Source organism: Corynebacterium phocae (assembly GCF_008693075.1).
Lineage (GTDB): Bacteria > Actinomycetota > Actinomycetes > Mycobacteriales > Mycobacteriaceae > Corynebacterium > Corynebacterium phocae.
Genome location: NZ_VXKJ01000025.1, coordinates 1 through 22,891 on the forward strand (window position 1 = coordinate 1; position 22,891 = coordinate 22,891).

Genomic DNA, 22,891 nt, shown 5'->3' on the forward strand with positions numbered 1-22,891 from the left:
CCGCTCCGCGCCTGCCCGCTCCGCTCCGCGCCTGCCCGCTCCGCTCCGCGCGCCTAGCCGTCCAGCAACGCGATGGCCTGGCCCAGCGTGGCCGCTTCCCGGATGACCATCCCGGCCACTTGGGCGTCCGAGCCGGCCGGCACGATAGCTTGCTTGTAGCCCAACCGGGCGGCCTCGGCAAGCCGGCGGCCAACGCCTGGGACGCGGCGCAGCTCCCCGGCCAGCCCCACCTCACCGATAACCACGGTCTTGGGCGGCAGCGGGCGCTCATGCAGGGAGGACCAAGTAGCCAGCGCCACCGCCAAGTCCGTGGCGGTTTCTGCAATCTTCACCCCGCCCACGGTGGCCACGTAGGCGTCTTTCTCGTTGGTCTTTTGTCCGCAACGGGCCTGCAATACGGCCAGGACCATGGGCACGCGGTTGGAATCTAAGCCGGTGACCACGCGCCGGGGGTTCTTTGCCACGGGGTCCACGGTCAGCGCCTGGACCTCCGCCAGGATGGGGCGCACGCCGTCCATGGCTACGGTGACCGCGGAGCCATCGGGAGTGGAGCCGCGGTGGGAGAGGAACAACCCGGAGGGGTCCGCGACTTCCCGGATTCCCTCAGCTGTTTGCTCGAAACACCCCACCTCATCCGTGGCACCGAAGCGGTTTTTAATCCCGCGCAGCATACGCAGGCTGGATTGGCGGTCACCTTCGAAATTGAGCACCACGTCCACTAGATGCTCAAGCACGCGCGGGCCGGCCACGTTGCCGTCTTTGGTCACGTGCCCCACCAGCAAGACGGGGATCCCGGTGGATTTGGCCAAGGTGGTCAGCGCGGCGGTCACGGCGCGGGATTGCGCCACGCCGCCGGCCACGCCCTCCACGCCGGCGGCGTGCATGGTCTGCACCGAGTCCACGATAATCAGCGAGGGCTTGAGTTGATCCACGTGCCCAAAAACCACGTCTAGGTTGGACTCTGCGGCAATGAAAAGGGTGTCGTGTAACGCGCCGGTGCGCTCGGCGCGGGAGCGGACTTGCCCGGCGGATTCCTCCGCGGTGACGTAGAGGGCTTTGCGGCCTTGCGCGGCCCATTTGCTGACTACTTCCAGTAGGAGCGTGGACTTGCCAACGCCGGGTTCGCCGGCCATGAGCACCACGGAGCCTGGCACGATCCCGGTGCCCAGGACGCGGTCCAACTCGCCGATGCCGCTTTTCAACGACGCCGTCTTAGCCGCCCCCACCTTGGTAATGGGTTGCGCAGGAGAGGAGGGGGTTAGCCCCGCAACCATCCGCCCGGTCACTGCGGCCTGGGAAACGCTGCCCTTGGCGGCGGGTAGAGATTCCTGGAGGGTGCCCCAGGACCCGCATTCCGGGCAGCGGCCTAGCCACTTGGGGGAGACGTAGTCACATTCGGAGCAGGTGTGGATGGGGCGAACTTTTTTAGCCATGCTCACTACCCTAATGCCTGGGGGAGACACGCCCGGCGGCGGTGAGCTAGCGGCAGTACCGGAGCTGGCTTCCATTTAAGAAAAATCAACAAGAATATCAGCAATATTTCACCTTATTTTCCTTTGATTTTGGGGGCGGGAATGTAGGCTGGAATTAGGCTTAAATGGTGCGTCTTGGTTCGTCTTGGTTCCCGGCTAGGCCTGTGAAAACTTGTACATCTCTGGAAAGGATTTCCTATGAAAATTCGTCGTTCTCTCGCTGCTATCGGCTTGGCTGTAGCTGTCTCCGTGGCCGGAACCCCCGCTGCAACCGCTCAACCTGCTCCTGAGCCTCTGGCCCAGGTGCTGCGCGAGCTCTACAAGATTGGTGGATTCCAGGCGCAGAACCTCATCCTGGTTCCAGCAGTTCTGTCTTCCCTGGGCTTCCTGAGCAACCTGGGCAGTAGCTCGGTTAGGTAAAATCCCGCTCTGGTTAAGAGTTCTTTTAATAAAGCCTGCGTTGCTTTATTGACCCATCCCTTTCTTTCCATCTAGTTTTTAGGAGATTCCATGAAGATTCGTCGTTCCCTAGTAGCCGTTGCTTCTGCGGTGGCCCTAACCGCAACCGTTACTCCGGCTGCCTCCGCGCAGACCTACCCGGACCCTCTCAACCAGGTAATGAATGAGCTGCGCCGCGTGGGCGGTGACCAGGCACCTAACGTGCTCCTGGTTCCGGCTGTGCTGTCTTCCATTGGCGTGGTTAACCTGGCAGTAGTTTCCATCCTGGCTATCGTTGGTGCCACCGCTGGCGCTGCGGCCATTGGTTCTTCCTAGTAGTTAAACGCTCAGGCAGAGAAAAATCCGCTGTCACCTCCCGGGGAGGTGGCAGCGGATTTAAACGTTTTTAGTGCCCGTGGCTGTCTTTGCCGTGGCTGTCCGCGTGCGCGTGGCCGTGGGCGTCCGCGTCGGGGGACTCGGTGGTGTAACCGCTCACAGACTTGGGATCCCGGTTGTAGGCACCGGCTTCCAGTGGGCTAGCGGAGATGGGGGCATCAACGGTGACGGAGCCAACGGAGAAGTTGAAGGTCACGGGCCGGGAGCCGGCGTAGCCGTAGTCATCATTTTCTAAGAAGGTGGCAACGTACTGGATGTTGTCCGCATCCGATAGCGGAATGGCGTCTAGGTTGGCCTTGGAGTTGCCAATGATAGAGGAGTTCCGCCCGATTGGCTGCAGCGCCTCTAGGGTTTTGAGGGAAACCGTCTGGCCGTCCACGTCAATGGACTTAAGGGTAACGGGGTCACCGGTGTAGCCCTTGTTGATGGCGCTGAACTTTAAGGAAGCCTCACCGGTGTCCGGCTCTAGCTGGATGTTGACGTCTTGGACCGCAATGTTGCCGTCTTCAAGGGTGGCGTTTGCGCCGTCAATGGCAATAACTTTATCCGAGGTCTGGGTATTTTGGCCGGCGGAGCAGGATGCCAAAGCAAGGGCAGACACGGCGGCAACGGAGATGATGGCACCGCGGCGAGCGGCAAACTTCAGGGACTTCACTTCGAGCGTCCTCCAATTAGATTTACAGGCATTTATCAAACTCCTAGCCTAGTCCCTCCCGGGCGCTAGTATGAAGTTTTGTGCTGGTTGTGGGCTAACACACGGATGATACTAGGGGGTATCCGGGGGTATACTCGGCGCAAAATTGCCGGGTTGGTGGGCGTGGTAGAATGAACGCCTACGTGTGCGCGCAATTAGAAGCGGACTAGCTAACAATTAACCCTACTGGCGAGGAGTGGCAGGAATGGATTTTAAGGTCGGAGAGGTCGTTGTTTACCCGCACCACGGTGCCGCAGTAATCCAAGACATTGAAACGCGGGACATCGGCGGGGAAACTCTCGAATATCTGGTCCTAGCCATTAAGCAGTCGGACCTCATTGTCCGCGTTCCTACCAAGAACGTAGAGCGCGTGGGCGTTCGTGACGTGGTGGGCAAAGAGGGCCTGGAAATGGTCTTTTCCGTGCTGCGCGAGCTGGACGTGGAAGAAGCCGGCAACTGGTCCCGCCGCTACAAGGCTAACCAGGAGCGCCTGGCCTCCGGTGAGATTAACAAGGTCGCCGAAGTCGTGCGCGACCTGTGGCGCCGTGACCAAGACCGCGGCCTGTCCGCCGGGGAAAAACGCATGCTGACCAAGGCGCGGCAAATCCTGGTCGGTGAGCTGGCGCTGGCCACTCCGGTAGATGAGAAAAAGGCTGACGCCATGGAAGCAGAAATCCAGGCCACCATTGAGCGCCACCGCGCGGCCGGGCTGGTTGACGGGTCCAAGGTGGAAACTGACACCGTGGATGATGACGCGGATTTGGACGGCCTGTCCTTCGACGACGAGGATTAAAATCCATGCCGCGTCCGGTCATAGCGCTGATTGCCGCCGCCGGCCAGGGCACCCGCCTGGGCGCTGACGTGCCCAAGGCCTTCGTGCCCTTGGACGGGGTGAGCCTGGTGGGCCGCTCCGTGCGGGCTATGGCGCGCTCCGGGGTGGTTGACGGCATCGTTGTCCTGGTTAGCCCAGAGATGGAGGCCACCGCCCGCCAGCTGCTGCAGCGCGAAGTCCCCGAAACCCCGGTGCGCCTAGTACACGGCGGCGGGGAGCGCGCGGATTCCGTGTGGGCCGGGCTCCAGGCCCTCGAACACCCGGGCCCGGCTACCGTCCTTATCCACGACGCCGCCCGCGCGCTGGTCCCACCGGAGATGATTGCGCGGGTGGCCGGGGCCGTTGCTGCCGGATCCCCGGCCGTTGTTCCCGTGGTACCCGTGGCGGACACCATCAAAAACGTGGACGGGGACCACGTGCTAGGCACCCCGGACCGCGCGGGCCTGCGGGCCGTCCAAACCCCGCAGGGCTTTGACTTAGGCCAGCTACTAGCCGCCAACCGGGCCTACTTTGCTGGCCATCCGGACTTCGTGGCTACCGATGACGCCAGTCTGATGGAGTGGCACGGCGCCACCGTCAAGACGGTGGACGGGGACCCGCTGGCGTTTAAAATAACCACCCCCATCGACCTCGTGCTCGCACGCGCAGTCCTAGAAGGAGCCCTTAGCCCATGATTATCCCCCGCGTAGGAATAGCCACGGACGCCCACCAGATTGAGCCCGGCAAACCCTGTTGGATAGCGGGCCTGGAATTTCCGGGGGTAGACGGGTGTGAGGGCCACTCGGACGGGGACGTGGTCTCCCACGCCATCGTCGACGCGCTGCTGTCTGCCGCGCAGCTCGGTGACCTGGGGTCCTTCGTGGGCGTAGGCCGCCAGGAATATGCGGGGGCCAGCGGGGTAAGACTCTTGGAAGAATGTCGTGACCTGCTGAAATCGCACGGCTTTGTTATTGGGAACGCCTCCGCGCAGTTGGTAGGTCAGACCCCCAAGATGGGCCCGCGCCGCGAGGAAGCCCAGCGCGTTCTCAGCCAGGCGCTGGGCGCACCCGTGTCCGTGTCCGCCACCACCACCGACCATTTGGGCTTTACCGGACGGGGTGAGGGCCGCGCCGCAGTTGCCACCGCAGTAGTGTGGCAAACCCCCTAGATAAAGCCGGATAAAGAATATAGGATAAGGATTGTATACATTCCCTAATATCTGGCTTGTCTAGCGAAAGGACTCCACCATGACAACCTCTGTGTTCATGGGACCCCTCCAAAAACTCGGCCGGGCACTCATGGGTGCCGTTGCGGTTATGCCAGTTGCTGCCCTCCTCATGGGTATCGGCTACTGGCTAGACCCAACCGGATGGGGCGCAAACAACGTCGTTGCCGCCGTTTTGATTTCCTCCGGCGCCGCAATTCTGGACAACCTGGGCGTGATCTTTGCCATCGCGCTAGCCTTTGGCCTGGCCAAAGACTCCAACGGCGCGGCGGCGCTATCAGGTTTCATTGGCCCCAACGTCCAGTTTGTCTATGATGAGGTGGCACGCCAGCTTGGCAGCGCTAACGTCTTGCTTGAAGGCGAAAAGGAGATTTAGGAATATGTTCGGATTCGACAAAAAGAAGGTCGAGCTAGTAGCGCCCTGCGCCGGCCAGTCGGTGGCCCTTGAACAGATCAATGACCCGGTCTTTTCCCAGAAGATGTTAGGCGACGGCGTGGCTATCGTTCCTGAAGCTGCCGATGAACTCATTATCGCCGCCCCCGCCACCGGCACCGTCAAGCAGCTGTTTAAAAGCCTTCACGCCTTTGTTATCTGTACCGAGGAAGGGCTAGACATTCTGGTCCACATTGGCATGGATACCGTGGCCCTGAAAGGGGAGGGCTTTACGGCCCTGGCTGCCAAAGGCGATAAAGTCACTGCCGGAACCGGCATTGTCAAAGTCAACGCGGCCCACCTGCGTTCCAAGGACGTGGATCTCACCACCCCCATCGTGATGAGTGAGAAAAAGCAGGTTGCCAGCGTGGACGTGGCCCGGCCCGGGCCCGTACGCGCCGGAGCCAAACTGGCGGTGGTGACCCTGGCCTAGAAAGAGCCAACACTCGCTTCACGGCCGCCTGGTGCCGCCCGTTAGAGTTTGTTCTGCGGGCGGCACTTTTGCGCGTTGGCGGGGCCTTTCCTGCCGCGCCTGCGGGAGGGTACCGGGCGCGCTGAAGCCGGTGGCGGTGTGCCCGGGATAGCGCGGAAAATCCGGGTACTAGAAATGCCGTTTCCTTGGCTAAGCGGGGCAAATGTGACGCCGGTCGCCCAAGGGTAGGGGTCCGTGATATTCATCAGATCTCTTGGTATTCGCGGGTGCTGGTTGATAGTGTTTGTGCTTAGTTAATTTCTAATAAATCTCGCTTAAGGAGCGTGCCAATGTTTAAGTTTGGCAAAAAGACTTCCACCATCATTTCCCCTTGCGCCGGGAACATCATCTCCCTCGATGAGGTCAATGACCCCACCTTCTCCAAGCGCACCGTCGGTGATGGTTTTGCCATCATCCCCACCGCTTCGGACGTAGTGGAGTTCTGCGCGCCGATTGCTGGCAAGGTCACCCAGATTTTCAACGCCAATCACGCCGTTACCTTAACTAGCAAAAACGGCCTGGAAGTTCTCATCCACGTGGGCCTTGATACCAAGCACTTCAAGGGCAATGAGTTTGAGAGCCTGGTTCGCGAAGGCCAGGAAGTTGAGGCCGGAACCCCGCTTATCAAGGTGGCGGTAGCTGAGCTAGTCGAGCGCGGCGTGGACATGACCACCCCGGTGGTATTCCCGGATAAGCTGCACGTGAAAAACATTTTGCTCACCACCCACAAGACGGTGGCCGCAGCAACCCCTATGGCTGAGGTTATTCGGGCCTAAACGGTAGACTGGTGGCGTGAATAGCTTAAAAATCTTTGACACCGCCACCCGTACCCAACGCGAATTTGTCCCGGTGCGCCCGGGGCACGCGTCTATCTACTTGTGCGGAGCCACGCCCCAAGCGCAACCCCATATTGGGCACCTGCGCTCGGGCGTGGCTTTTGACATTTTGCGCCGCTGGCTAGAGGCCCAGGGCCTAGACGTGGCGTTCGTGCGCAACGTCACGGATATCGATGACAAGATTTTGACCAAGGCCGCAGAACACGGCCGCCCCTGGTGGGAGTGGGTTTCTACCTATGAGCGCGAGTTCACCCGCGCCTATAACACCCTAGGTGTGCTGCCGCCCAGCGTGGAGCCGCGCGCCACGGGCTTCGTCACGCAGATGGTGGACTACATGCAGCGCCTTATCGATGCCGGCTTTGCCTACCCCGCCCAGGGATCCGTCTACTTTGACGTGGCTGCGTGGGTGGCGGCGGAAGGCTCGGACTACGGACACCTGTCCGGCAACAAAGTCGAAGAAATGGAGCAGGGGGAATCGGATACCCGCGGCAAGCGCGGGCCTCGGGACTTCGCGCTGTGGAAGGCCGCCAAAGAAGGAGAGCCCGCCTGGCCCACCCCGTGGGGCGCCGGCCGGCCCGGCTGGCACCTGGAGTGCTCGGCTATGTCCACCTACTACCTGGGCGCGGAGTTCGATATCCACTGCGGCGGCCTGGACCTGCAGTTCCCGCATCACGAAAATGAGATAGCGCAGTCCCACGCGGCGGGCGACCCCTTTGCCAATTTCTGGATGCACAACCACTGGGTCACCATGGCGGGGGAGAAGATGTCCAAGTCCCTAGGCAACGTGCTCTCGGTGCCCAAGCTGTTGGAGAAGGTCCGGCCGGTGGAGCTGCGCTACTACCTGGGCAGCGCCCACTATCGCTCGGTGCTGGAATACTCCGAGCCCGCGCTGACGGAGGCCGCCGCTGGCTACCGGCGCGTGGAGGACTTTGTTCTGCAGTTCCCCGATCTGGCCACTGGGGAATGGACCCCGGGCTTCGCGGAGGCCATGAATGATGACCTCGCGGTTCCGCGGGCGCTGGCGGAAATTCACACTACGGTGCGCGCAGGTAATAAGCTATTGGCGCAAGGTAATGAAGATAAGGCGCGCGCGCTGGCTGAACAAGTCCGCGCGATGACCGCAGTGCTAGGCTTTGACCCCGTTAAGTGGGCGGACCCCGGCGCTGATGACAACGCGCACGCGGCGCTGGACACGCTCATCCAGGCCGAACTCGCCCGCCGCACCCAGGCGCGGGTGGAGAAGAACTGGGCGGTCGCGGATGAGGTCCGCGATAAGCTGGCCCAGGCCGGCATCACTATTACTGACACCGCCGACGGCCCAACCTGGTCCTTCGCGCGAAACTAGATTTTTCAAGAAAGGACGTTCCACATGGCACGTATTCACGGCCGCGGCGGCGCTCAGGCACGCAAATCCAACAAGAAAGGTGCTCTCAAGGGTACCGGCGGGCAGGTCAAGAAGGGCCTGGAAGGCAAGGGCCCCACGCCCAAGGCGGAGGACCGCACCTACCACGCCAAGCACCACGCGAAGAAAATGCGCGAGCGCCGCAATTCCGGGCGCCACCAGAAAGAAACCGCGGAGTTCGTGGTGGGCCGCAACCCCGTGGTGGAGTGCCTGCACGCCAAGGTCCCGGCCACCTCGCTGTACGTGGCGCAGGGTACCAAGAATGATGAGCGCCTCACTGAGGCTGTCACCATGGCCAATTCCCGCTCCATCCCCGTGTTGGAAGTCCCGCGCCACGAGATGGACCTGATGACGGGCAACGGCATGCACCAGGGCATTGGCCTGCAGATTCCGCCGTATAAGTACGCAGAACTTTACGATGTCACCAAGGCCGCCCGCGACGCCGGCGAGCCCGGCATGATTGTCATCCTGGACAACATCACCGACCCCCGCAACTTGGGCGCAGTCATCCGCTCCGTGGCGGCTTTTGGTGGCCACGGCGTGGTCATCCCGGAGCGCCGCTCTGCATCCGTGACGGCCGTGGCGTGGCGTACTTCCGCCGGTACCGCCGCCCGCCTGCCAGTGGCGCGCGTTACCAACATCACCCGCACCGTCCAGGAGCTGCAGAAGTCCGGTTACCAGGTGGTGGGCCTAGACGCCGGCGGCAACCACACTCTGGACACCTACCAGGACGGCGCGGGCCCCGTGGCTATTGTGGTGGGGTCCGAGGGCAAGGGTATCTCCCGCCTGGTGCGCGAGAACTGCGACGTGCTCATGTCGGTGCCCATGACCTCTTGGGTGGAGTCGCTGAACGCTTCCGTGGCCGCCGGCGTGGTGCTCTCCGAGTTCGCCCGTCAGCGCCGCGCGGCCCAAAGCTAGCCGCCAGCCCCGCCGCTAGCCTTCGCGTCAGGCTAGGCGTCGGACCGTTCGCCGAAGAAGCCGCGCACCACCTCCGCCGCCAGGAAGCTGGACGTGTTCCGCCCCAGGCGGGGGTCTAGCTGGTTGCCAGAAGGCACCACATGCCCCATGCCGTCCACGGACCACAGCTCCACCGGGTGGGCGCCGCCCCAGCGGGTGACCGTCACGTCCGGATAAGGGCACCGCGTTGACGCCGGGCCTGCCCCGTTGAGCTGCGCAAACCTCTCCGCGTTGGCCACCGCGCCCAGCATGTCACCGCGCGCCTGGCTGCTCCCGCCCGCGTAGGGTGCTAGCGGGTCCGCCGTGCCGTGGATAAACAATACCGGCGTGGGCTTATAGGCGCTATCCGGGTTGGTGGGCGCGTGGTTGCTACCTGCCCCCAGCGCGGAGGCAAAGACGGCCGCCCCGTCGAGCAAGCCCGGCGTGTCGAAGAGTAGCCGCATGACCATCTGCCCGCCATTGGAAAACCCGGCGGCAAACACCCGGCCCACGCCAAACTCCTGCCGGAGTGAGGCCACCAGATCGCGGGTGAAGGCCACGTCATCTACGCCCAGCTCCCGCGCCTTGACCGGCAGTACCAAGCGGGCGTCGTTGAAGTGTTGATGCACCCCAAAAGGGTAGGCCACCAGCGGGCACGCGGCGTCGAAGGTGCCGGCGGTAAAGCGCCGGATCACGTTGCCGGATTGCATGGATCCGTGGAAAAACAGCAACAGGTCTGGGCGCTCGGGCAGCACCTTATCCTGAATGAGCAGGTATGTGCGGTCCCCTAGCGTGCGTCTCATAGCTCACCAGCTTAGTGGTGGTGCACCCCGTCTGCATTGAACTGCGAGCCGGGGCGCCGGGCGGCGGCCTCGTCGCGCACGGCCCGGCGCCCGCGCCGGTAGCCGATTGCCCTACACACCAGGTAGATGACAAAGGAAATGGTGGTGACAAACACGGATACGGGCAGCCCCGGGGCCAAGGAAAGCACCAGCCCGCCCACCGCGGCGACCTCGGCGAAGAAGGTGGCCCACAGCACCGCGCGCAGCGGGGAGGAGGTAATCTGCACCGCCGCCGCGCCCGGGGTAATCAGCAGCGCCATGACCAGCAGCGAGCCCACGATCTGCACCGACTGCGCGGCCGCCAGGCCCACCAGCACGGCAAAGAGCACGGAGATAAACCGCACATTCACCCCGGCGGCCTGCGCCATGACGGGGTCCGCGGAGGCGAAAAGCATGGGGCGCCACCACAACGCCACAGCAATCACCACCACCGCGGTGGTTAAAGCCAGCAGCCACACCGACGCCCCCGAAACGCCCACGATCTGGCCCGTCAGCAGCGTCATCGCCGAGGTAGTGTTGCCCGGGTAGAGGTGTAAAAACAGCACCGAAAGGCCCAGCCCGAAGCTCATCACCACGCCGATAGCGCTGTCTTGCTGGCCCCGAAAGCCCAGCACCGCCAGCACCACGGCCGCCGCGATTGCCCCGAAGACCGCGCCCAAGCCGATGTTCGCGCCGAACAGCAGCGCCGCCGCCGCGCCCATGAGCGCTAGCTCCGAGGTGGCGTGGACCGAAAAGGACATCTGCCGCAGCACAATCAGCGAGGTCATCACGCCGGAGAGTACCCCCAGCAGTGCGCACGCTAGCAGGGAGGATTGCACGAAGTCCACGCCCAGCAGGTAGGTCGTGTCTGACCAAAAATTAGACAACAATCAGCCTTCCGTCGACGTTGATTACATCTACCTTCGCGCCGTAGAGCTCAGAGAGCACCTCCGTGCGCATGACCTCAGCCACCGTGCCCAACGTGTGCCCGTTGGGTGCCAGGTATAGCACCCGGTCCACCACGTCCATCACGGGGTTGATGCCGTGGGTGACAAAAATAATGGACATCCCGCGCTCGCGCCGCCACTGGTTAAGCTTGGCCACGGTGGCCGCCTGCCGGGCGGGGTCCAGCGAGAGCAGGGGTTCGTCGGCAAGCAGAAGCTCCGGGTCGTTGGCCAGCGCCTGAGCCTGCCTCACCAACTGCTGCTGGCCGCCAGATAACAGCCCCACGCGTCTGCTGCCGATACCCCCCGCGCCCACCTCCGCCAGTAACCCGTCCACGCGCGCCTTGCTCGCCCGCCGGTTGCGCACCGTCCCGTGCGCCACCGCCAAGGAAACCAGGTCGCGCGCCCGCATCGGCAGGTCCATGGGGAACATGCGCTGCTGCGGGATAAAGCCCACCCGGCCGGTGAGCTCCACCGTGCCACTGGTGAGCTGGCGCGTGCCCAGCACCGCGCCTAAAAGCGTGGACTTGCCCACGCCGTTGGGCCCCAGCACCGCCAGGAACTCGCCAGCGCCCACCTCCAAGTCCAGGCCGGACCACAGCGGGTCAACCGCCGCGCCGGTGAGCTTAAGCATGGTCTTCTAAGTCCTGGATGACGGACTCATAGTAGGTAAAAAAGCCACTGCCATCCACCGGGGTTTCCCCAATCTCAATCACCGGAATGCCCTGGGCTTCCGCGGCCTCCCTAATGCGGCGGGTCATGTCCGTCTTGGTCTGCGGGTTATAAATTAACACCTCAACCTCACCGGCCTTGATGGCGTCCAAGAACCGCGCTAAGTCCGCCACGCTGGGCTCGCCCTCTTTCAAGGTGGCGTCCCGAAAGCCCTTCGGCGTGACGTCTTTCCAGCTAGACGGCGCCAGCAGGTAGTCCGCGATGGGCTCAGTCTGGGCGTACTTGCGCGCCGGGAGCGCCGCCACCCGCTCCGCGAACCCGCCCGTTAGCTCCTCTAGCTTGGCCGCGCTGGCACCCGGGAGCGCCGCCGCGATGTCTTGGCCCACCACGTTGATGGCCTCCACGTCATACCAGACGTGCTCATTGCCGTCGATAACCTTCACCTTGGCACCGGCAGCGTTCTCCGCCAGCGTGCCGTGGTCAACCAGCGGCAACGCCGTGACCACCCGCGTCTGATCACTTAGCGCCTGGTAAAGCCAGGCGTCGTAGCCGCCGCCGCCAACCACAACTAGGTCTGCTTCGTTGGCCCGGGCGACATCGGCAGCAGAAGGCTCAAAGTGGTGCGGGTCCACGTTGGGGTCGGTGATAGCGGAGGTGACCTCCGCCAGGTCGCCGGCCACCACCCGGGCCACGTCCGCCCAGATGGGCGTGGAGGTGACAATCCGGACCGTGCCGTCATCGGCCGGGGTAGAAGCGGAGCACCCCGCCAAAATCAGCGCGGCCAGGCTTATCGAAAGGCGTTTCATATAGCCCAGTCTAAACTAGAGTCATGCCCAAACGCATTACTCTTGCCTCACTGGCGGCCCACCTAGGTGTATCCACCACCACGGTGTCCAACGCCTACAACAAACCAGACCAGCTGGCCCCCGCCACCCGCCAGCGGATCTTGGCCGCCGCCGCCAAGCTGGGCTACCCCGGGCCGGACCCCACCGCGCGCTCGCTGCGCACCCGGCGCGCCGGGGCTATCGGCGTCCTGCTTACCGAGGATCTCACCTACGCCTTCGAGGACATGGCCTCCGTAGACTTCCTGGCCGGCGTGGCCGCCGCCTGCTCCGGGACGGGAACCACGCTCACGCTCATCCCCGCCGGCGCGGCTTCCGTCATTAGCCAGGCCGCCGTGGACGGGTTCGTGGTCTACTCCGTAGCCGCCGATGACCCCTACCTCGACGCCGCCCGCGCCCGCCACCTGCCCGTGGTGGTCTGCGACCAGCCCAAAGACTCCGGGCTGCCGTTTGTGGGCATTGACGACCGCGCCGCCATCAAGCCCGCCGCGCAGGCCCTGGTGGACGCCGGGCACACCCGCGTGGGAATCCTGTCCATCCGGCTGTTCCGCGAGCCCTTCGACGGCTTTGTCACCGACCCCGCCCGGGCGGACATGCACGTCCAGCGCGAACGCGTGCTGGGTGCCATGGACGTGCTGGGGGAGGTCCCCGTAGTCACGCGGCACGTGAATACCCCGGCTACGGCGCGGGCGGCGGCAGCAGCGTTGTTGGATGCCCACCCGGATCTCACCGCCGTGTTGTGCACCACGGACTCCATGGCGCTGGGGGTGCTAGACGTGGCGGCCGCGCGGGGGATTTCCGTGCCCGGCCAGCTGGCGGTTACCGGCTTCGACGGGATTGCCACCGCCTTGCTGCGTGGGCTGTCCACCGTTATCCAGCCCAACCACGCCAAGGGGCTGGCGGCCGGGCAGATGTTACTGGAACTCATTGCGGCTGGCGGCCAGCCGCAACCCGTGGTGCTGGGGACAAAGTTCCAGCGTGGGGGCACGATTTAGGCCAAGGTTGAGTGGGGTGCGCTCAGGGGGTCTTGTGTGGGTGGGGGTTTAGCACTAGTGTTTGAAATATGAATCTGAACCACTACCTTCAAGCGCACGCGGCACCGGGCCTAGCCCTGGTGAATGAGTGCGTGGGGAAAAAGGTAGCGGATTTCCTCCAGCCCGGTGTCCAGGCCGCGCGCGTCTATGACATGTTCCGGCTGCGCGACGTGTACTTCGGTGACACCACCCAGCCGGGGCTGCAGGCCAAGGCGCGGCAGGCCCTGCAAGAAACCGGCCACAGCGTAGACACCCTGCTGCTCATTGAGACCTCCGTCAAGTCCTGGGTGAAAACCAAGCCCCGCAAGGCGTGGGAGCTGCGGGTCAAGCTGTGCCAAGCGCCGGCGGGGGAAATTAAGAAACTCACGCGGGAGGCCAAAGCCCAGCCCAGTGAGGGCCCGGCGGAAGGCGTGAAGGCTACCTTCCGGGATGAACAGAACGCGTCTGTGACGGTGACGGCCTCCCCGCTGAAGATTGCGGACCTCATGGGCAAAATCCGGGCCATCAACGCGGATAACCCGCTGGCAGGGTTCTTTAGCCTGGTGGAAGGAGAACACACCGCGCAGGCACCGCAGGTGGCCACCAACGTCATCATCGACTTGGATGAGCTCACTGAGATTGCCGCCGGTGAAGGTGATGACATTGTCCTCAAACTCACCAACGGCGGCCGGATGACCGGCGCGGAACTGGTCCAGCGCAAGTTGGCTGAGTTCGGCTTTGTCACCCTGGTCCACCCGCTGGAGGGCCCCGTCAACGCGTACCGCACCTCGCGGTTTGCGAACAGCAAGCAGCGGCTCATGCTGGACGCGGAAAACCCCAAATGCGCGTGGCCCGACTGCCGCGTGCCGGCAGAGGACTGCCAGTACCACCACATTCAGTCCTGGTTCAACGGCGGTTACACCAATGTGGCCAACCTGGTGACGCTGTGTGAATACCACAACCGGGTCAATGAAGACTCCGGGCCGGCCAACACCAGGGGCAAGATGATTAGGGTTAAAGGCAAGACCGCCTGGCAACCGCCATGGGGCGGGCAGCCTATTTAGCGCGCGCTGCGGCCAGCTCAGTAAGAAAGGCCGCAACGGCGTTGACGTCTGCCACTCTTGCCGACGCCGCCGTGGCCCCCGGCCCCACCTTCACCCCGACGTCGCCTGCGCGCAGGGCCTGGAAGCCGTGTTCGTCTGTGACATCGTCGCCGAGGAAGCAGATGGTCGCGCCGGTGTCCGCCCGCAGTTGGTTGAGCCAAGAGCCCTTCGTGGCCGTGGTCGCAGAGAACTCCGCCACGCCCTTGCCCAAGGTGAAGGGGAACCCGTGGGTGTCGGCGGATGCGGCGGCGTCGAGGGCGGCTTGGGCGGCATCGGGATCATGCTGGGACAACTCGCGTACGTGCAGCACCACCTGGAAGGGTTTGACCTCCACGTCCGTGCCGGGGAAGCGGCGGACAATCTCACGGGCGCGCGCCTCCATGGCGGTCAGATGGGCGCGACCTTCCGGAGACAGCGCGGTTTCTACCTCACCTGTGCCCGCCAACGCGGTCTGGGCGCCGTGTGAGCCCCCAAAAATAACCGGATCCCCCAGCGGGCAAATCCGGCGCAGTCCGGTGATGTCGCGGCCGGAAAGTACCGCCACGGTGGTATTTTCCAACGCAGCTAGCGCCTCCAACGCAGAGATAGCGTCCGGGTGGGCGTGAACATCAAAGCGGTCGGTAGAAAACTCCGCCAAGGTTCCGTCAAAGTCAGATACCACGGCTAATTTTTTGGCGTGCGCGAGCTGGGAAATCATGGCGGACCTTTTGGTTTAGGAGGGGTTGACGGACACCAACCGGAGGGAGGGAGGCTCCACGCCGGCGTCCTCGAGGGTCAAAATGAGCTGGTCTTTGTCCGGACTGCTCAGCCCAAAGCCGTGGCCCTGCGCAAACAGCCGGGTGAATTGGTTATGCGCCCAGAGTTGCTCACCGGCGCAGTCCCCGTCCATGGGCTTCCAGGAAACCGAGTCCAGGGTGAGCCGGTCCGCGTCTTCCACGTTGGACTTTTCCCCGGCCCGGAAATAGCTGGCGGTGGCCCGGAATTGCGCGCACCCTGAAGTACCCACCAGCCCGCGGGCACCAAAGGTCAAGCTAGGCGGCTGCGTGATGGCGTTGGGAATCACCGAGGGAGAGTCTGCGGAGGTATAAATGCCGGAAACCTGCCAAGACCGGTCCACGACCACGGTGTCAGGGTCCGCGCCGGAACCGCACCCCGAGAGTGAAGTCAGCGCGAAGATACCGGCCAAAGCGGCCGCGACAACACGTCTCATTTATTTCTTCCCCAGGGCGGTCAGGAAAGAAGTGGACCACAAATCCACGTCGTGGGATAGTACCTGCTCGTGCATGATCTGCATGCGCTGCGCGAGGGCATCGGGCTGATCGCGCAGGCCCCGGAAGGCGCTGCGCAAGGCGGTCTTGACCGACTCAATGTCAAAGGGGTTGCACAGGTAGGCCTGGGTCAGCTCATCAGCGGCACCGGCAAACTCGGACAGCACCAACGCGCCGGAGAAATCCCCGTGGCAGGCCACGAATTCCTTAGCCACCAGGTTCATTCCGTCTTTGAAAGGCGTGACCATCATGATGTCCGCCATGCGGTAATAGCGGCGCAACGTGGTCTTGTTGACGCTAGTGTGCTGGTAGTGCACCACGGGCCGGCCAATCTGGCCAAAGCGGCCGTTGATACGCCCCACAGCCTCCTCCACGCGCGATCGCGCCAGCCGGTAGTGGTCAATACGCTCCCGGGACGGCGTGGCCAACTGCACCATAGCAACCTCCTGCGGGTCCAGCGCGCCGGACTCCAGGAGCTCCTCAAAGGCAATGAGCCGCTGCAAGATTCCCTTGGTGTAGTCCAGGCGGTCAACGCCCAAAATCACCGTGCGTTCTTTGCCCAGCTCCGCGTGAATACGCTCCGCGCCGCCTAAGTCCACGGTGGTGAAATCCGCCATCTCAGCGGAGTCGATGGAAATAGGGAAAGACCCCACTCCCACCCGGCGGCCGCCACTTAGGTTGATAAACGCGGAGACTTCCCGCGTGGAAACTTCCCCGTGCGTGTCATAGCCCTGGCGGCTGGCCAGCTCAAGGAAATTGCGGGCACCGGACTCCAGCTGGAAACCAATCAGGTCAGCGCCCATCAGGCCCCGGACCAGCTCCTCGCGCCACGGAACCTGCTGGAACAAGTCCGCCGAGGGAAACGGGATATGCAGGAAAAAGCCAATGGTCAGGTCCGGGCGTTTTTGGCGCAAAATGCCAGGAACCAGGTGCAGTTGGTAGTCCTGGACCCAGACGGTGGCCCCGTGGGCGGCCACGGAGGCTACCTCATCAGCGAAGCGAAGGTTGACCTCCCGGTAGGTATGCCACCACTCGCGGTCATACTGGGGAGTGACAATCAGATCATGGTAGAGCGGCCACAAGGTGGCGTTGGAAAACCCCTCATAAAAGCCCTGGTACTCGGTGATGTTGAGCTTCAGCGGGTGCAGCGTCACGCCGTCTTCGGTGCAAAACGGCTCCGGGGCGTCATCGATAACACCGGGCCAGCCCACCCAGCAGCCCTGGTTCTTCCGCAAAACCGGCGTCAGCGCGGTGACCAAGCCCCCCGGGGACGGCGTCCAGGTGCGCTTGCCATCCGGGGAGGTCTGCAGATCAACGGGCAGCCGGTTGGCCACAACGACGAAGTCATGTTTGTCACTCATCATCGCACTCCTTCATAAATTCGCCGCTCAAAGCACACTAGGACTTCTTGGTGGCTTTTTTAGCCGCTTTCTTCGTGGCCTTCTTAGTGGCCTTCTTGGTGGCCTTCTTGGCGGCTTTCTTAGTGGCCTTCTTGGTGGCTTTTTTAGCCGCTTTTTTGGTGCTCTTCTTGGCCGCTTTCTTGGCCGCTTTCTTGGTGGCCTTCTTCTCAGCCGATTTCTCGGTCTTCTTCTCCGCCTTCTTCGGCTCAGCAGCCTCCTGCTCAGCCACCACCTTGCGGTGAATGAGGCCCTCCGGCTCCACCCCAAGCATGCTCATCAAGGTAACGCCGTCCAGGAAGTCCTGGGCGTAGGTGGAGACAATACGGCGTGCCGCGATGGCGGTTTCTTCCTCAACGGCCTGGGTTTGGTCCGCATTGGGTTGGATGTCAGTGACCTTTGGTGGCACGAAAGTCCTCCTGCATAGAATTTAAGTGACTATCAAATAGGCAATTCTACGCTACTTTCAGCGCGCAGGATCAATCTGACTCCGGTTCTTCGTAGACGGGATCAAGCTGATTGAGGGCCTCGTTGAGATCGTAGTCCTGCGCCGCGAATTCTTGGGTGATGGCCTGATCTTGCAGCGAGCGCATATTGCGAGCGGGCGGACGGGGGGACATCGGCACGCGAGGAATACGCCGCGCCGTGGCCAGCCGGTATGACTTGCGGCCTATCTTCTTGAACGCCGAATATGGGCGGAAGTGCTTGGGCCTGCGCAGCCGGCGGGCCACGCGCTCGCCCAAGACCACACCGGACGCCAGCGCGCCCGCAATTGCCAGAGCCGTGAGCAGATTGGACAGACCCGTGATGATTTGGTCATTAGTGGTGGCGTACATGGCCCGGTACAAAGTCAGCCCCGGCAGCATGGGAATATACCCGGTAATCATCGTGATAAGCGGGGGGATGAAGAAGCGGCGGGAGAGCAAACCGCCCGCCAGGCCTACGACAATCGCGGACAAGAAGCACGTGACCACGGTGCCCGCGCCCAGCTGGAGCATCACCAGGTAGAAAAAGACCATACCGGCCGCGGCGGTGAGCCCAGAGATAACCGATTCCTTGCGGGAGGCGTAGCAGGCGTAGGCAAAAGCCGCACACCCCAGGCCGCCGCACAGGATCCGGAACGCGATGGTGTAGTACACCGGCGGCGCCACAGTAGCCAGCGGCGGCAGCGGGAAGCCCAAGTACTCCGCCACCTGGATGCCGCAGGCCACGCCGGCCACCAGCGAACCCGTGGATAACATGGCCTCAAAAAAGCGCGCTGCGGAGGTCACCGGCGCCCGCGTTATGCCGTCAATCAAGGACTGCACCAGCGTCAAGCCGGCCACCAGCACAATGATTCCGGAGCCAATAATCTGCGAGGGCTCCACCGCGATGTCGTAGTGCGCGGCCAGGTTGTAAGCAATGGCGGCGGGTAGCACCGCAATCAAACCGCCCACAATATTTTGGTAAAAGGTGGGCACGCGTAGCCGGGAGAGCTGGTGGTTTATACCCATTATCGACGCCGTTACAAAGAACGTGATTATCGCGGTGGCCACACCGCCGCCAATCATGGTGGCGAACATGGCACCCATGATGCCCCAGCTAACAAGGGTCTTGGGCAAGCTGTGCGGCGGGGCCATCCGGTCAATCTCATCCAACAGATGCTCCGCCATGGCCGGCGGGGTGGAACCGGAGTGGATGGAGCGGATTAGCCGGTCCACTGCGGACAATTTGGAGAAGTTGACGTCAATTCCCGGGGTAACCCGAAAGACGTGCAGCGAGCGGCGGTTTTCCCCCGTACCAATTGAGGTGTGCAGAGTAATGGTGTTGGCCAGCACGTCCACATGCACGTAGTGCAGTCCGTACGATGCCGCCGCCAAGTACACCTGCGCACGCACGTCCGCGTTGGAAGTCCCGGCTCCGATGAGGATCCCGCCAATCCGGGCCGCTATTTCCATCACGCCGGTGACCTGGGCCTCGCTGGTGAGGTCCACCGGGGCCAGGGGGGAGGGCGGGGGCGCGGCCTTGGCCACGTCAACCGTGGCCGCGTAGGCGTGAGGGCCCACGAGGATATCGCGGAAACGCTTCGATAAAGGTAGAAAACTCACTGAACTAAATCCTTCTTACACGCCTGAAGTCAACACCATTAGGCGCACAACTCTAGCGCCCCTGTTTCCATTGTGCACCCGGCGTACCACAATTAGTACTTCACCCCGGGCCATGCTGTACTATATCCAAACGATGGCCGGTAAGTACCGCTCATTGTGCTGGAGTGGCGCAATTGGTAGCGCAACGCACTTGTAATGCGTAGGTTGCGAGTTCAAGTCTCGTCTCCAGCCCCAAACTTGCAGGTGAAGCAGGGTAAGCCCCCGCATCACTTGAACAATTTAGTGTTAAACCACAGAATAACCACATAATAAAAACCAGGGTCATTCGCCACGGCTATCGGTAAGCGAACCCCGGCTGGCCAGGAATTACCCCAAAAGCGGAATAATAACGCGCGCGTGATCATGGCGCTTTGCCCCGGAAATATTCGAAGCGCCGTCAACCTTCCCGGCAGTGGCGTTCACGGCCGCGAAGTAGCGGGCAGCGGTTGTGCGCTGCGGTCCCCACGCAGCCGCTTGACCACGTTCTCCGCAGAGATTAGGCACATGGGAACGCCCACCCCGGGCACGGTGGTGGCCCCGGCGTAGTAGAGCCCAGCAACCTTAGCGGAGACGTTCTTGCCCCGGAAGAACGCGGATTGGCTCAGAGTGTGCGCAGGGCCTATCGCTCCGCCGCGCCAGGCGTGGTAGCGCTCCGCGAAGTCCGCCGGCCCCAAGGTACGCCGGACCACCACACGCTGCGCGAAGTCCGGGATTTTCGCCCAGGAGCCAATTTGGGCTACGGCCGCGTCCGCGATGGCCTCCACGCGTGCCGATGCCCCCTCCCGGTACGCGTCCCCATGGCCCACCGCCGTATCCGCCGGCACCGGGATGAGCACAAAGAGGTTCTCGTGGTCCGCCGGCGCCACATCCGGGTCCGTGGCGGAGGTCTTAGACACGTAGATAGACCGCGAGGCCCCCAGCTCCCGCTCAGGTTCGGGGCCGTGGTAGACCGCCCGGAAATCCGGGTCCCAATCTTGACTAAACAGCAGGTTGTGGTGGGCCAGCTCTGGAAGCTCACCTTTGACCCCCAACAGGACCAGTACGGTGCCCAGCCCCGGGTTGCGGTCGGCAAAATATGGTTCCGGGTAGCTTCGCAGTTCGGGCGGCAGGAGCGTGGTCTCCGTGTGGTGAAGATCGGCGCTGGAGACCACGGTATCGGCGGCAATGGTGCGCGGGCCGTTGGCGTCTACTACCCGCACGCCGGTGGCGCGGCCGCCCGCGGTTTCAATGCCGGTGACCTGCGTGCCCAGGATAAACTCCACGCCGGCGGCGCGCGCCTGCCGGGCAATGGCGTCCACCACGGCAGCAAAGCCGCCCAGCGGGTAGCGCACGCCCTCCACCAAGTCCGTGTGGCTCATCAAGGAATACAGCGCGGGGGCGGCCGCCGGCTCACTGGATAAAAACACCGCCGGGTAGCTCAAAATCTGGCGCAGGCGATGATCAGTGAAGGAAGCGTTGACGTGGCTTTCCAAGGAGCGGCTGAGCAGCCTGGTCAGCGTTTTTAGCTGCGCGCGCACGTCCGGGGTCAGCAGCTCGCGGGCAGTGGAGAACGTGGTGTACAAAAAGCGCCGCAGCGCCACGTTGTAGACATCGGTGGCCTGAGCCAGGTAGTTGCGTAGCCGCGCACCCGCGCCGGGTTCGATGGACTCAAACAAGCGCGCGGCTTCCTCCACTCCGGTGTGCACATCAGTGGTGCGCCCGCGATCGTCGAAAACTCGGTAAGCGGGGGCAAGGTCCACCAGGTTAAGCTCCGCTGCGGTGGTAGTTCCACACAGCTCGAAGAAGTGGTCAAAGGCCTCCGGCATCAGATACCAGGAGGGGCCCGTGTCCCAACGGAAGCCATCTACGCTGAGGCTTCCGGCGCGCCCACCCAACTCGGTGAGCTTGTCCACCACCGTCACGCGCTTGCCCTCACGGGCTAGTAGCGCGGCGGTGGCCAAGCCGGCCACTCCGGCACCAATGACGGTTACGGATTCGGGTTGATTTTTCATGTGAGGGTTGTCCTTAGAGAGGTAACGGCGGCGCGCGCCACCAGGGCTAGTTTGCGCGGATTGCTCACCCGGACCCGGCGGGTGCGGACTTCCGCGGCGCTCAGGTCTGCCAGGTCATTGTTGAGGGCGGTGAAAAGCTCTGTGGCGGCCGCCACGCCAATCCGCGCGGAAAGTGGCAGCTGGTCAATCGCGTGGCGCGCGGCGGAGAGATCCGCCCGGATGTCCGCCACCAGCTCATCTTTGGCGGCCGCGTTGAAGTGGCCGCTGGCTAGCTGCGGGAAATACGTGCGGCCCAGGTCATGGGTGTCGTGGTGGAGGTCGCGGAGAAAGTTGATTTTTTGGAAGGCCGCGCCCAAACGCCGGGCGCCGTGTTCCAGGCGTGCCTTGTCCGCCGGCGGCACAGGATGGTCAGCTACAAACACATCCAAGCACAAGAGCCCGATGACTTCCGCGGAGCCGTAGACGTATTCCTCCAGCTCCCCGGCGGTGCGGTAGGAGGTTTGGTGGAGGTCGCGGCGCATGGAGGCAAAAAATGCCCGCAGGTGTTCCTCCCGGAACCCGCAGCGGCGTGCGGTGCCCGCGAAGGCGTGCAGCACCGGGTCCGTGTGGAAGGGTTTGCTGGGAGCCGCCAGCACCCGGGATTCGTAGGCGTCAAGCTCGGCCGCGATGTCCTCCCGCGATAATCCTGCGGCGGCGGCGGTGCCGTCAACGATTTCATCGGCTATACGCACTACCGCGTACAGGTTGGTGATATCAGCGCGCGTGCGCGGACCCAGCAGCCGTGTGGCCAGGGAAAAGCTGGTGGAATAGGAATTGATCAGTTGCCGGGCCGCGCGCTGCCCACTGCGGTTAAAACGCGGCAAGCCCGCGGGGGAGGAATCAACAGCTTCAGACATACCGGCCAGCCTTCGTTTTCAATAGTGCCTGCGACTTCCGGCAGCCCAGCAGTGACAGTGCCGGGCAACCGTGCGTGGTTAATTATCTCACTTTTGTCCCGCTACTTCGCTGTGCACAATGTCCCAAACCCGGGCGTGGGCGGCACCCAGCGTCCGGCCCGCCTGGGCCCGAAATCCGTGGCGGTTGTGCCGGCCACCGCACTTCGGGTTATCTCCAGCAACGGCGCCGCCGGGAGGGGCCCGCGTACGCGCTGTAAAAAGCGAAGTAAACAGTTTCTAGATTAATTAATTTATCTCACACGCTACCACGCCGAAGGGTGCCAGACCCGCCCCAGACCGGGGTTGAGGATAGGGTTAGGGCGAAATCTTGCGAGCCACCACCAGCGAGCCCAGGCCGGCAAGCAGTCCCATCAGGCCAACGCCTAGGGCGAAGCCTTCGCCCATGCCCATCGTTACAGCTTGGGCCTGGGCTTGGGCCTGGGTCACGGTGCTACCGGCGGACTTGACGGGGCTAGGTGCGGGGAGGGCTGCCTGTGTAGGAAAAGCTGGGGGCTGTGTGCCCAAGACTGCGCCAGAATTGCCGATGACCGCAGCGGTTGCGGCAGGCGCAGCGGGTGCGGGCACAGGTGCGGCGGGTGCGGGCACAGGTGCGGCGGGTGCGGGCACAGGTGCGGCGGGCGCGGCGGGTGCGGGCGCGGCGGGG

Annotated in this window: 24 protein-coding genes, 1 tRNA gene and 2 pseudogenes; 13 read left to right on the top strand and 14 right to left on the bottom strand. The window is 63.3% G+C overall.

The genetic code is table 11. The features are described from left to right. Positions 1 to 53: 53 nt before the first annotated feature. Positions 54 to 1,433: a DNA repair protein RadA gene (gene radA / locus F4V58_RS01675; protein ID WP_075732809.1), complete on the bottom strand. Its 1,380-nt coding sequence runs from the start codon at positions 1,431 to 1,433 to the stop codon at positions 54 to 56. Between the two features lie 237 nt (positions 1,434 to 1,670). Here radA and F4V58_RS01680 point away from each other — a divergent pair, with 237 nt between their 5' ends. Both F4V58_RS01680 and F4V58_RS01685 read left to right on the top strand, forming a co-directional pair. Then, a complete protein-coding gene (locus F4V58_RS01680) occupies positions 1,671 to 1,892 on the top strand; it encodes a hypothetical protein (protein WP_075732812.1) in 222 nt (73 codons plus the stop codon). Positions 1,893 to 1,982: 90 nt separating this feature from the next. Then, on the top strand, positions 1,983 to 2,246 hold the full coding sequence (locus tag F4V58_RS01685; protein ID WP_075732814.1) for a hypothetical protein: 264 nt from the start codon (positions 1,983 to 1,985) through the stop codon (positions 2,244 to 2,246). A 70-nt stretch (positions 2,247 to 2,316) separates the two neighbouring features. Here the strand turns inward: F4V58_RS01685 and F4V58_RS01690 are convergent, their stop codons facing one another. Further along, positions 2,317 to 2,961 (bottom strand): hypothetical protein, encoded by a 645-nt coding sequence (locus F4V58_RS01690; RefSeq protein WP_075732816.1) that lies wholly within the window; start codon positions 2,959 to 2,961, stop codon positions 2,317 to 2,319. Positions 2,962 to 3,205: 244 nt separating this feature from the next. Between F4V58_RS01690 and F4V58_RS01695 the strand changes: the two genes are divergently transcribed. The 8 genes and pseudogenes from F4V58_RS01695 to rlmB all read left to right on the top strand — a co-directional run bounded on the left by F4V58_RS01695 (position 3,206) and on the right by rlmB (position 9,097). Beyond that, entirely contained in the window at positions 3,206 to 3,793 is a 588-nt protein-coding gene (locus F4V58_RS01695; protein ID WP_075732818.1) for a CarD family transcriptional regulator, read from the top strand. Between the two features lie 5 nt (positions 3,794 to 3,798). Beyond that, positions 3,799 to 4,506, top strand: a complete 708-nt coding sequence (ispD, locus tag F4V58_RS01700) for a 2-C-methyl-D-erythritol 4-phosphate cytidylyltransferase (RefSeq protein ID WP_075732820.1) — start codon at positions 3,799 to 3,801, stop codon at positions 4,504 to 4,506. Continuing rightward, complete coding sequence (gene ispF, locus F4V58_RS01705) at positions 4,503 to 4,979, top strand: 2-C-methyl-D-erythritol 2,4-cyclodiphosphate synthase (protein WP_075732822.1); 477 nt, start codon at positions 4,503 to 4,505, stop codon at positions 4,977 to 4,979. Before ispD ends, ispF begins: the two co-directional genes overlap by 4 nt. Positions 4,980 to 5,076: 97 nt before the next feature. Then, positions 5,077 to 5,328 (top strand): annotated as a pseudogene (locus F4V58_RS01710) (PTS transporter subunit EIIC); the annotation flags it as partial. 88 nt (positions 5,329 to 5,416) lie between these two features. Further along, entirely contained in the window at positions 5,417 to 5,902 is a 486-nt protein-coding gene (locus F4V58_RS01715) for a PTS sugar transporter subunit IIA (protein ID WP_075732824.1), read from the top strand. Between the two features lie 329 nt (positions 5,903 to 6,231). Then, the gene (locus F4V58_RS01720; protein ID WP_075732828.1) at positions 6,232 to 6,717 is read left to right on the top strand and encodes a PTS sugar transporter subunit IIA; all 486 of its coding nucleotides are present in this window, start codon (positions 6,232 to 6,234) and stop codon (positions 6,715 to 6,717) included. A 16-nt stretch (positions 6,718 to 6,733) separates the two neighbouring features. Continuing rightward, on the top strand, positions 6,734 to 8,122 hold the full coding sequence (gene cysS / locus F4V58_RS01725; RefSeq protein ID WP_075732830.1) for a cysteine--tRNA ligase: 1,389 nt from the start codon (positions 6,734 to 6,736) through the stop codon (positions 8,120 to 8,122). Positions 8,123 to 8,146: 24 nt separating this feature from the next. After that, on the top strand, positions 8,147 to 9,097 hold the full coding sequence (gene rlmB, locus F4V58_RS01730) for a 23S rRNA (guanosine(2251)-2'-O)-methyltransferase RlmB (RefSeq protein ID WP_075732832.1): 951 nt from the start codon (positions 8,147 to 8,149) through the stop codon (positions 9,095 to 9,097). Between the two features lie 32 nt (positions 9,098 to 9,129). Here rlmB and F4V58_RS01735 read toward each other — a convergent pair whose 3' ends face one another. From F4V58_RS01735 to F4V58_RS01750, 4 genes are read right to left on the bottom strand one after another with little or no spacing between them, the layout of a single operon-like run. Then, positions 9,130 to 9,918, bottom strand: coding sequence for a CE1 family esterase (locus F4V58_RS01735; RefSeq protein WP_075732834.1), 789 nt, complete (start codon positions 9,916 to 9,918; stop codon positions 9,130 to 9,132). A gap of 11 nt (positions 9,919 to 9,929) precedes the next feature. Further along, positions 9,930 to 10,823: a metal ABC transporter permease gene (locus F4V58_RS01740; protein WP_075732835.1), complete on the bottom strand. Its 894-nt coding sequence runs from the start codon at positions 10,821 to 10,823 to the stop codon at positions 9,930 to 9,932. Further along, positions 10,816 to 11,514 carry a metal ABC transporter ATP-binding protein gene (locus F4V58_RS01745; RefSeq protein WP_075732837.1) on the bottom strand — a complete coding sequence of 233 codons (699 nt, stop codon included), beginning with the start codon at positions 11,512 to 11,514 and terminating at the stop codon, positions 10,816 to 10,818. The genes F4V58_RS01740 and F4V58_RS01745 overlap by 8 nt, the downstream gene beginning before the upstream one ends. After that, positions 11,507 to 12,358 (bottom strand): metal ABC transporter solute-binding protein, Zn/Mn family, encoded by an 852-nt coding sequence (locus F4V58_RS01750; RefSeq protein WP_075732839.1) that lies wholly within the window; start codon positions 12,356 to 12,358, stop codon positions 11,507 to 11,509. The genes F4V58_RS01745 and F4V58_RS01750 overlap by 8 nt, the downstream gene beginning before the upstream one ends. Before the next feature lie 23 nt (positions 12,359 to 12,381). Between F4V58_RS01750 and F4V58_RS01755 the strand changes: the two genes are divergently transcribed. Then, entirely contained in the window at positions 12,382 to 13,389 is a 1,008-nt protein-coding gene (locus F4V58_RS01755; RefSeq protein WP_075732841.1) for a LacI family DNA-binding transcriptional regulator, read from the top strand. 68 nt (positions 13,390 to 13,457) lie between these two features. Further along, a complete protein-coding gene (locus tag F4V58_RS01760; RefSeq protein WP_075732843.1) occupies positions 13,458 to 14,471 on the top strand; it encodes an HNH endonuclease signature motif containing protein in 1,014 nt (337 codons plus the stop codon). Here F4V58_RS01760 and otsB read toward each other — a convergent pair. From otsB to thrE, 5 genes are all read right to left on the bottom strand, one after another. Then, positions 14,464 to 15,207: a trehalose-phosphatase gene (gene otsB, locus F4V58_RS01765; RefSeq protein ID WP_075732844.1), complete on the bottom strand. Its 744-nt coding sequence runs from the start codon at positions 15,205 to 15,207 to the stop codon at positions 14,464 to 14,466. The two genes, F4V58_RS01760 and otsB, sit on opposite strands and share 8 nt — an antisense overlap. A 15-nt stretch (positions 15,208 to 15,222) precedes the next feature. Further along, entirely contained in the window at positions 15,223 to 15,720 is a 498-nt protein-coding gene (locus tag F4V58_RS01770) for a hypothetical protein (protein ID WP_075732846.1), read from the bottom strand. Then, complete coding sequence (locus tag F4V58_RS01775) at positions 15,721 to 17,139, bottom strand: alpha,alpha-trehalose-phosphate synthase (UDP-forming) (protein WP_084559644.1); 1,419 nt, start codon at positions 17,137 to 17,139, stop codon at positions 15,721 to 15,723. Between the two features lie 37 nt (positions 17,140 to 17,176). Next, entirely contained in the window at positions 17,177 to 17,584 is a 408-nt protein-coding gene (locus F4V58_RS01780) for a hypothetical protein (RefSeq protein WP_075732850.1), read from the bottom strand. Positions 17,585 to 17,654: 70 nt separating this feature from the next. Beyond that, complete coding sequence (gene thrE / locus F4V58_RS01785) at positions 17,655 to 19,262, bottom strand: threonine/serine exporter ThrE (protein ID WP_075732852.1); 1,608 nt, start codon at positions 19,260 to 19,262, stop codon at positions 17,655 to 17,657. A gap of 158 nt (positions 19,263 to 19,420) precedes the next feature. On the opposite strand from thrE, the gene F4V58_RS01790 reads away from it, so the two are divergent. After that, a tRNA-Thr gene (locus F4V58_RS01790) sits at positions 19,421 to 19,496 on the top strand. A gap of 224 nt (positions 19,497 to 19,720) precedes the next feature. Here F4V58_RS01790 and crtI read toward each other — a convergent pair. The 3 genes and pseudogenes from crtI to F4V58_RS12665 form a co-directional block, all read right to left on the bottom strand. Further along, positions 19,721 to 21,292 carry a phytoene desaturase family protein gene (crtI, locus tag F4V58_RS01795; protein ID WP_075732854.1) on the bottom strand — a complete coding sequence of 524 codons (1,572 nt, stop codon included), beginning with the start codon at positions 21,290 to 21,292 and terminating at the stop codon, positions 19,721 to 19,723. Further along, positions 21,289 to 22,188, bottom strand: a complete 900-nt coding sequence (locus F4V58_RS01800) for a phytoene/squalene synthase family protein (protein WP_075732856.1) — start codon at positions 22,186 to 22,188, stop codon at positions 21,289 to 21,291. Before F4V58_RS01800 ends, crtI begins: the two co-directional genes overlap by 4 nt. 354 nt (positions 22,189 to 22,542) lie before the next feature. Then, positions 22,543 to 22,891, bottom strand: a pseudogene (locus F4V58_RS12665) (hypothetical protein); the annotation flags it as partial.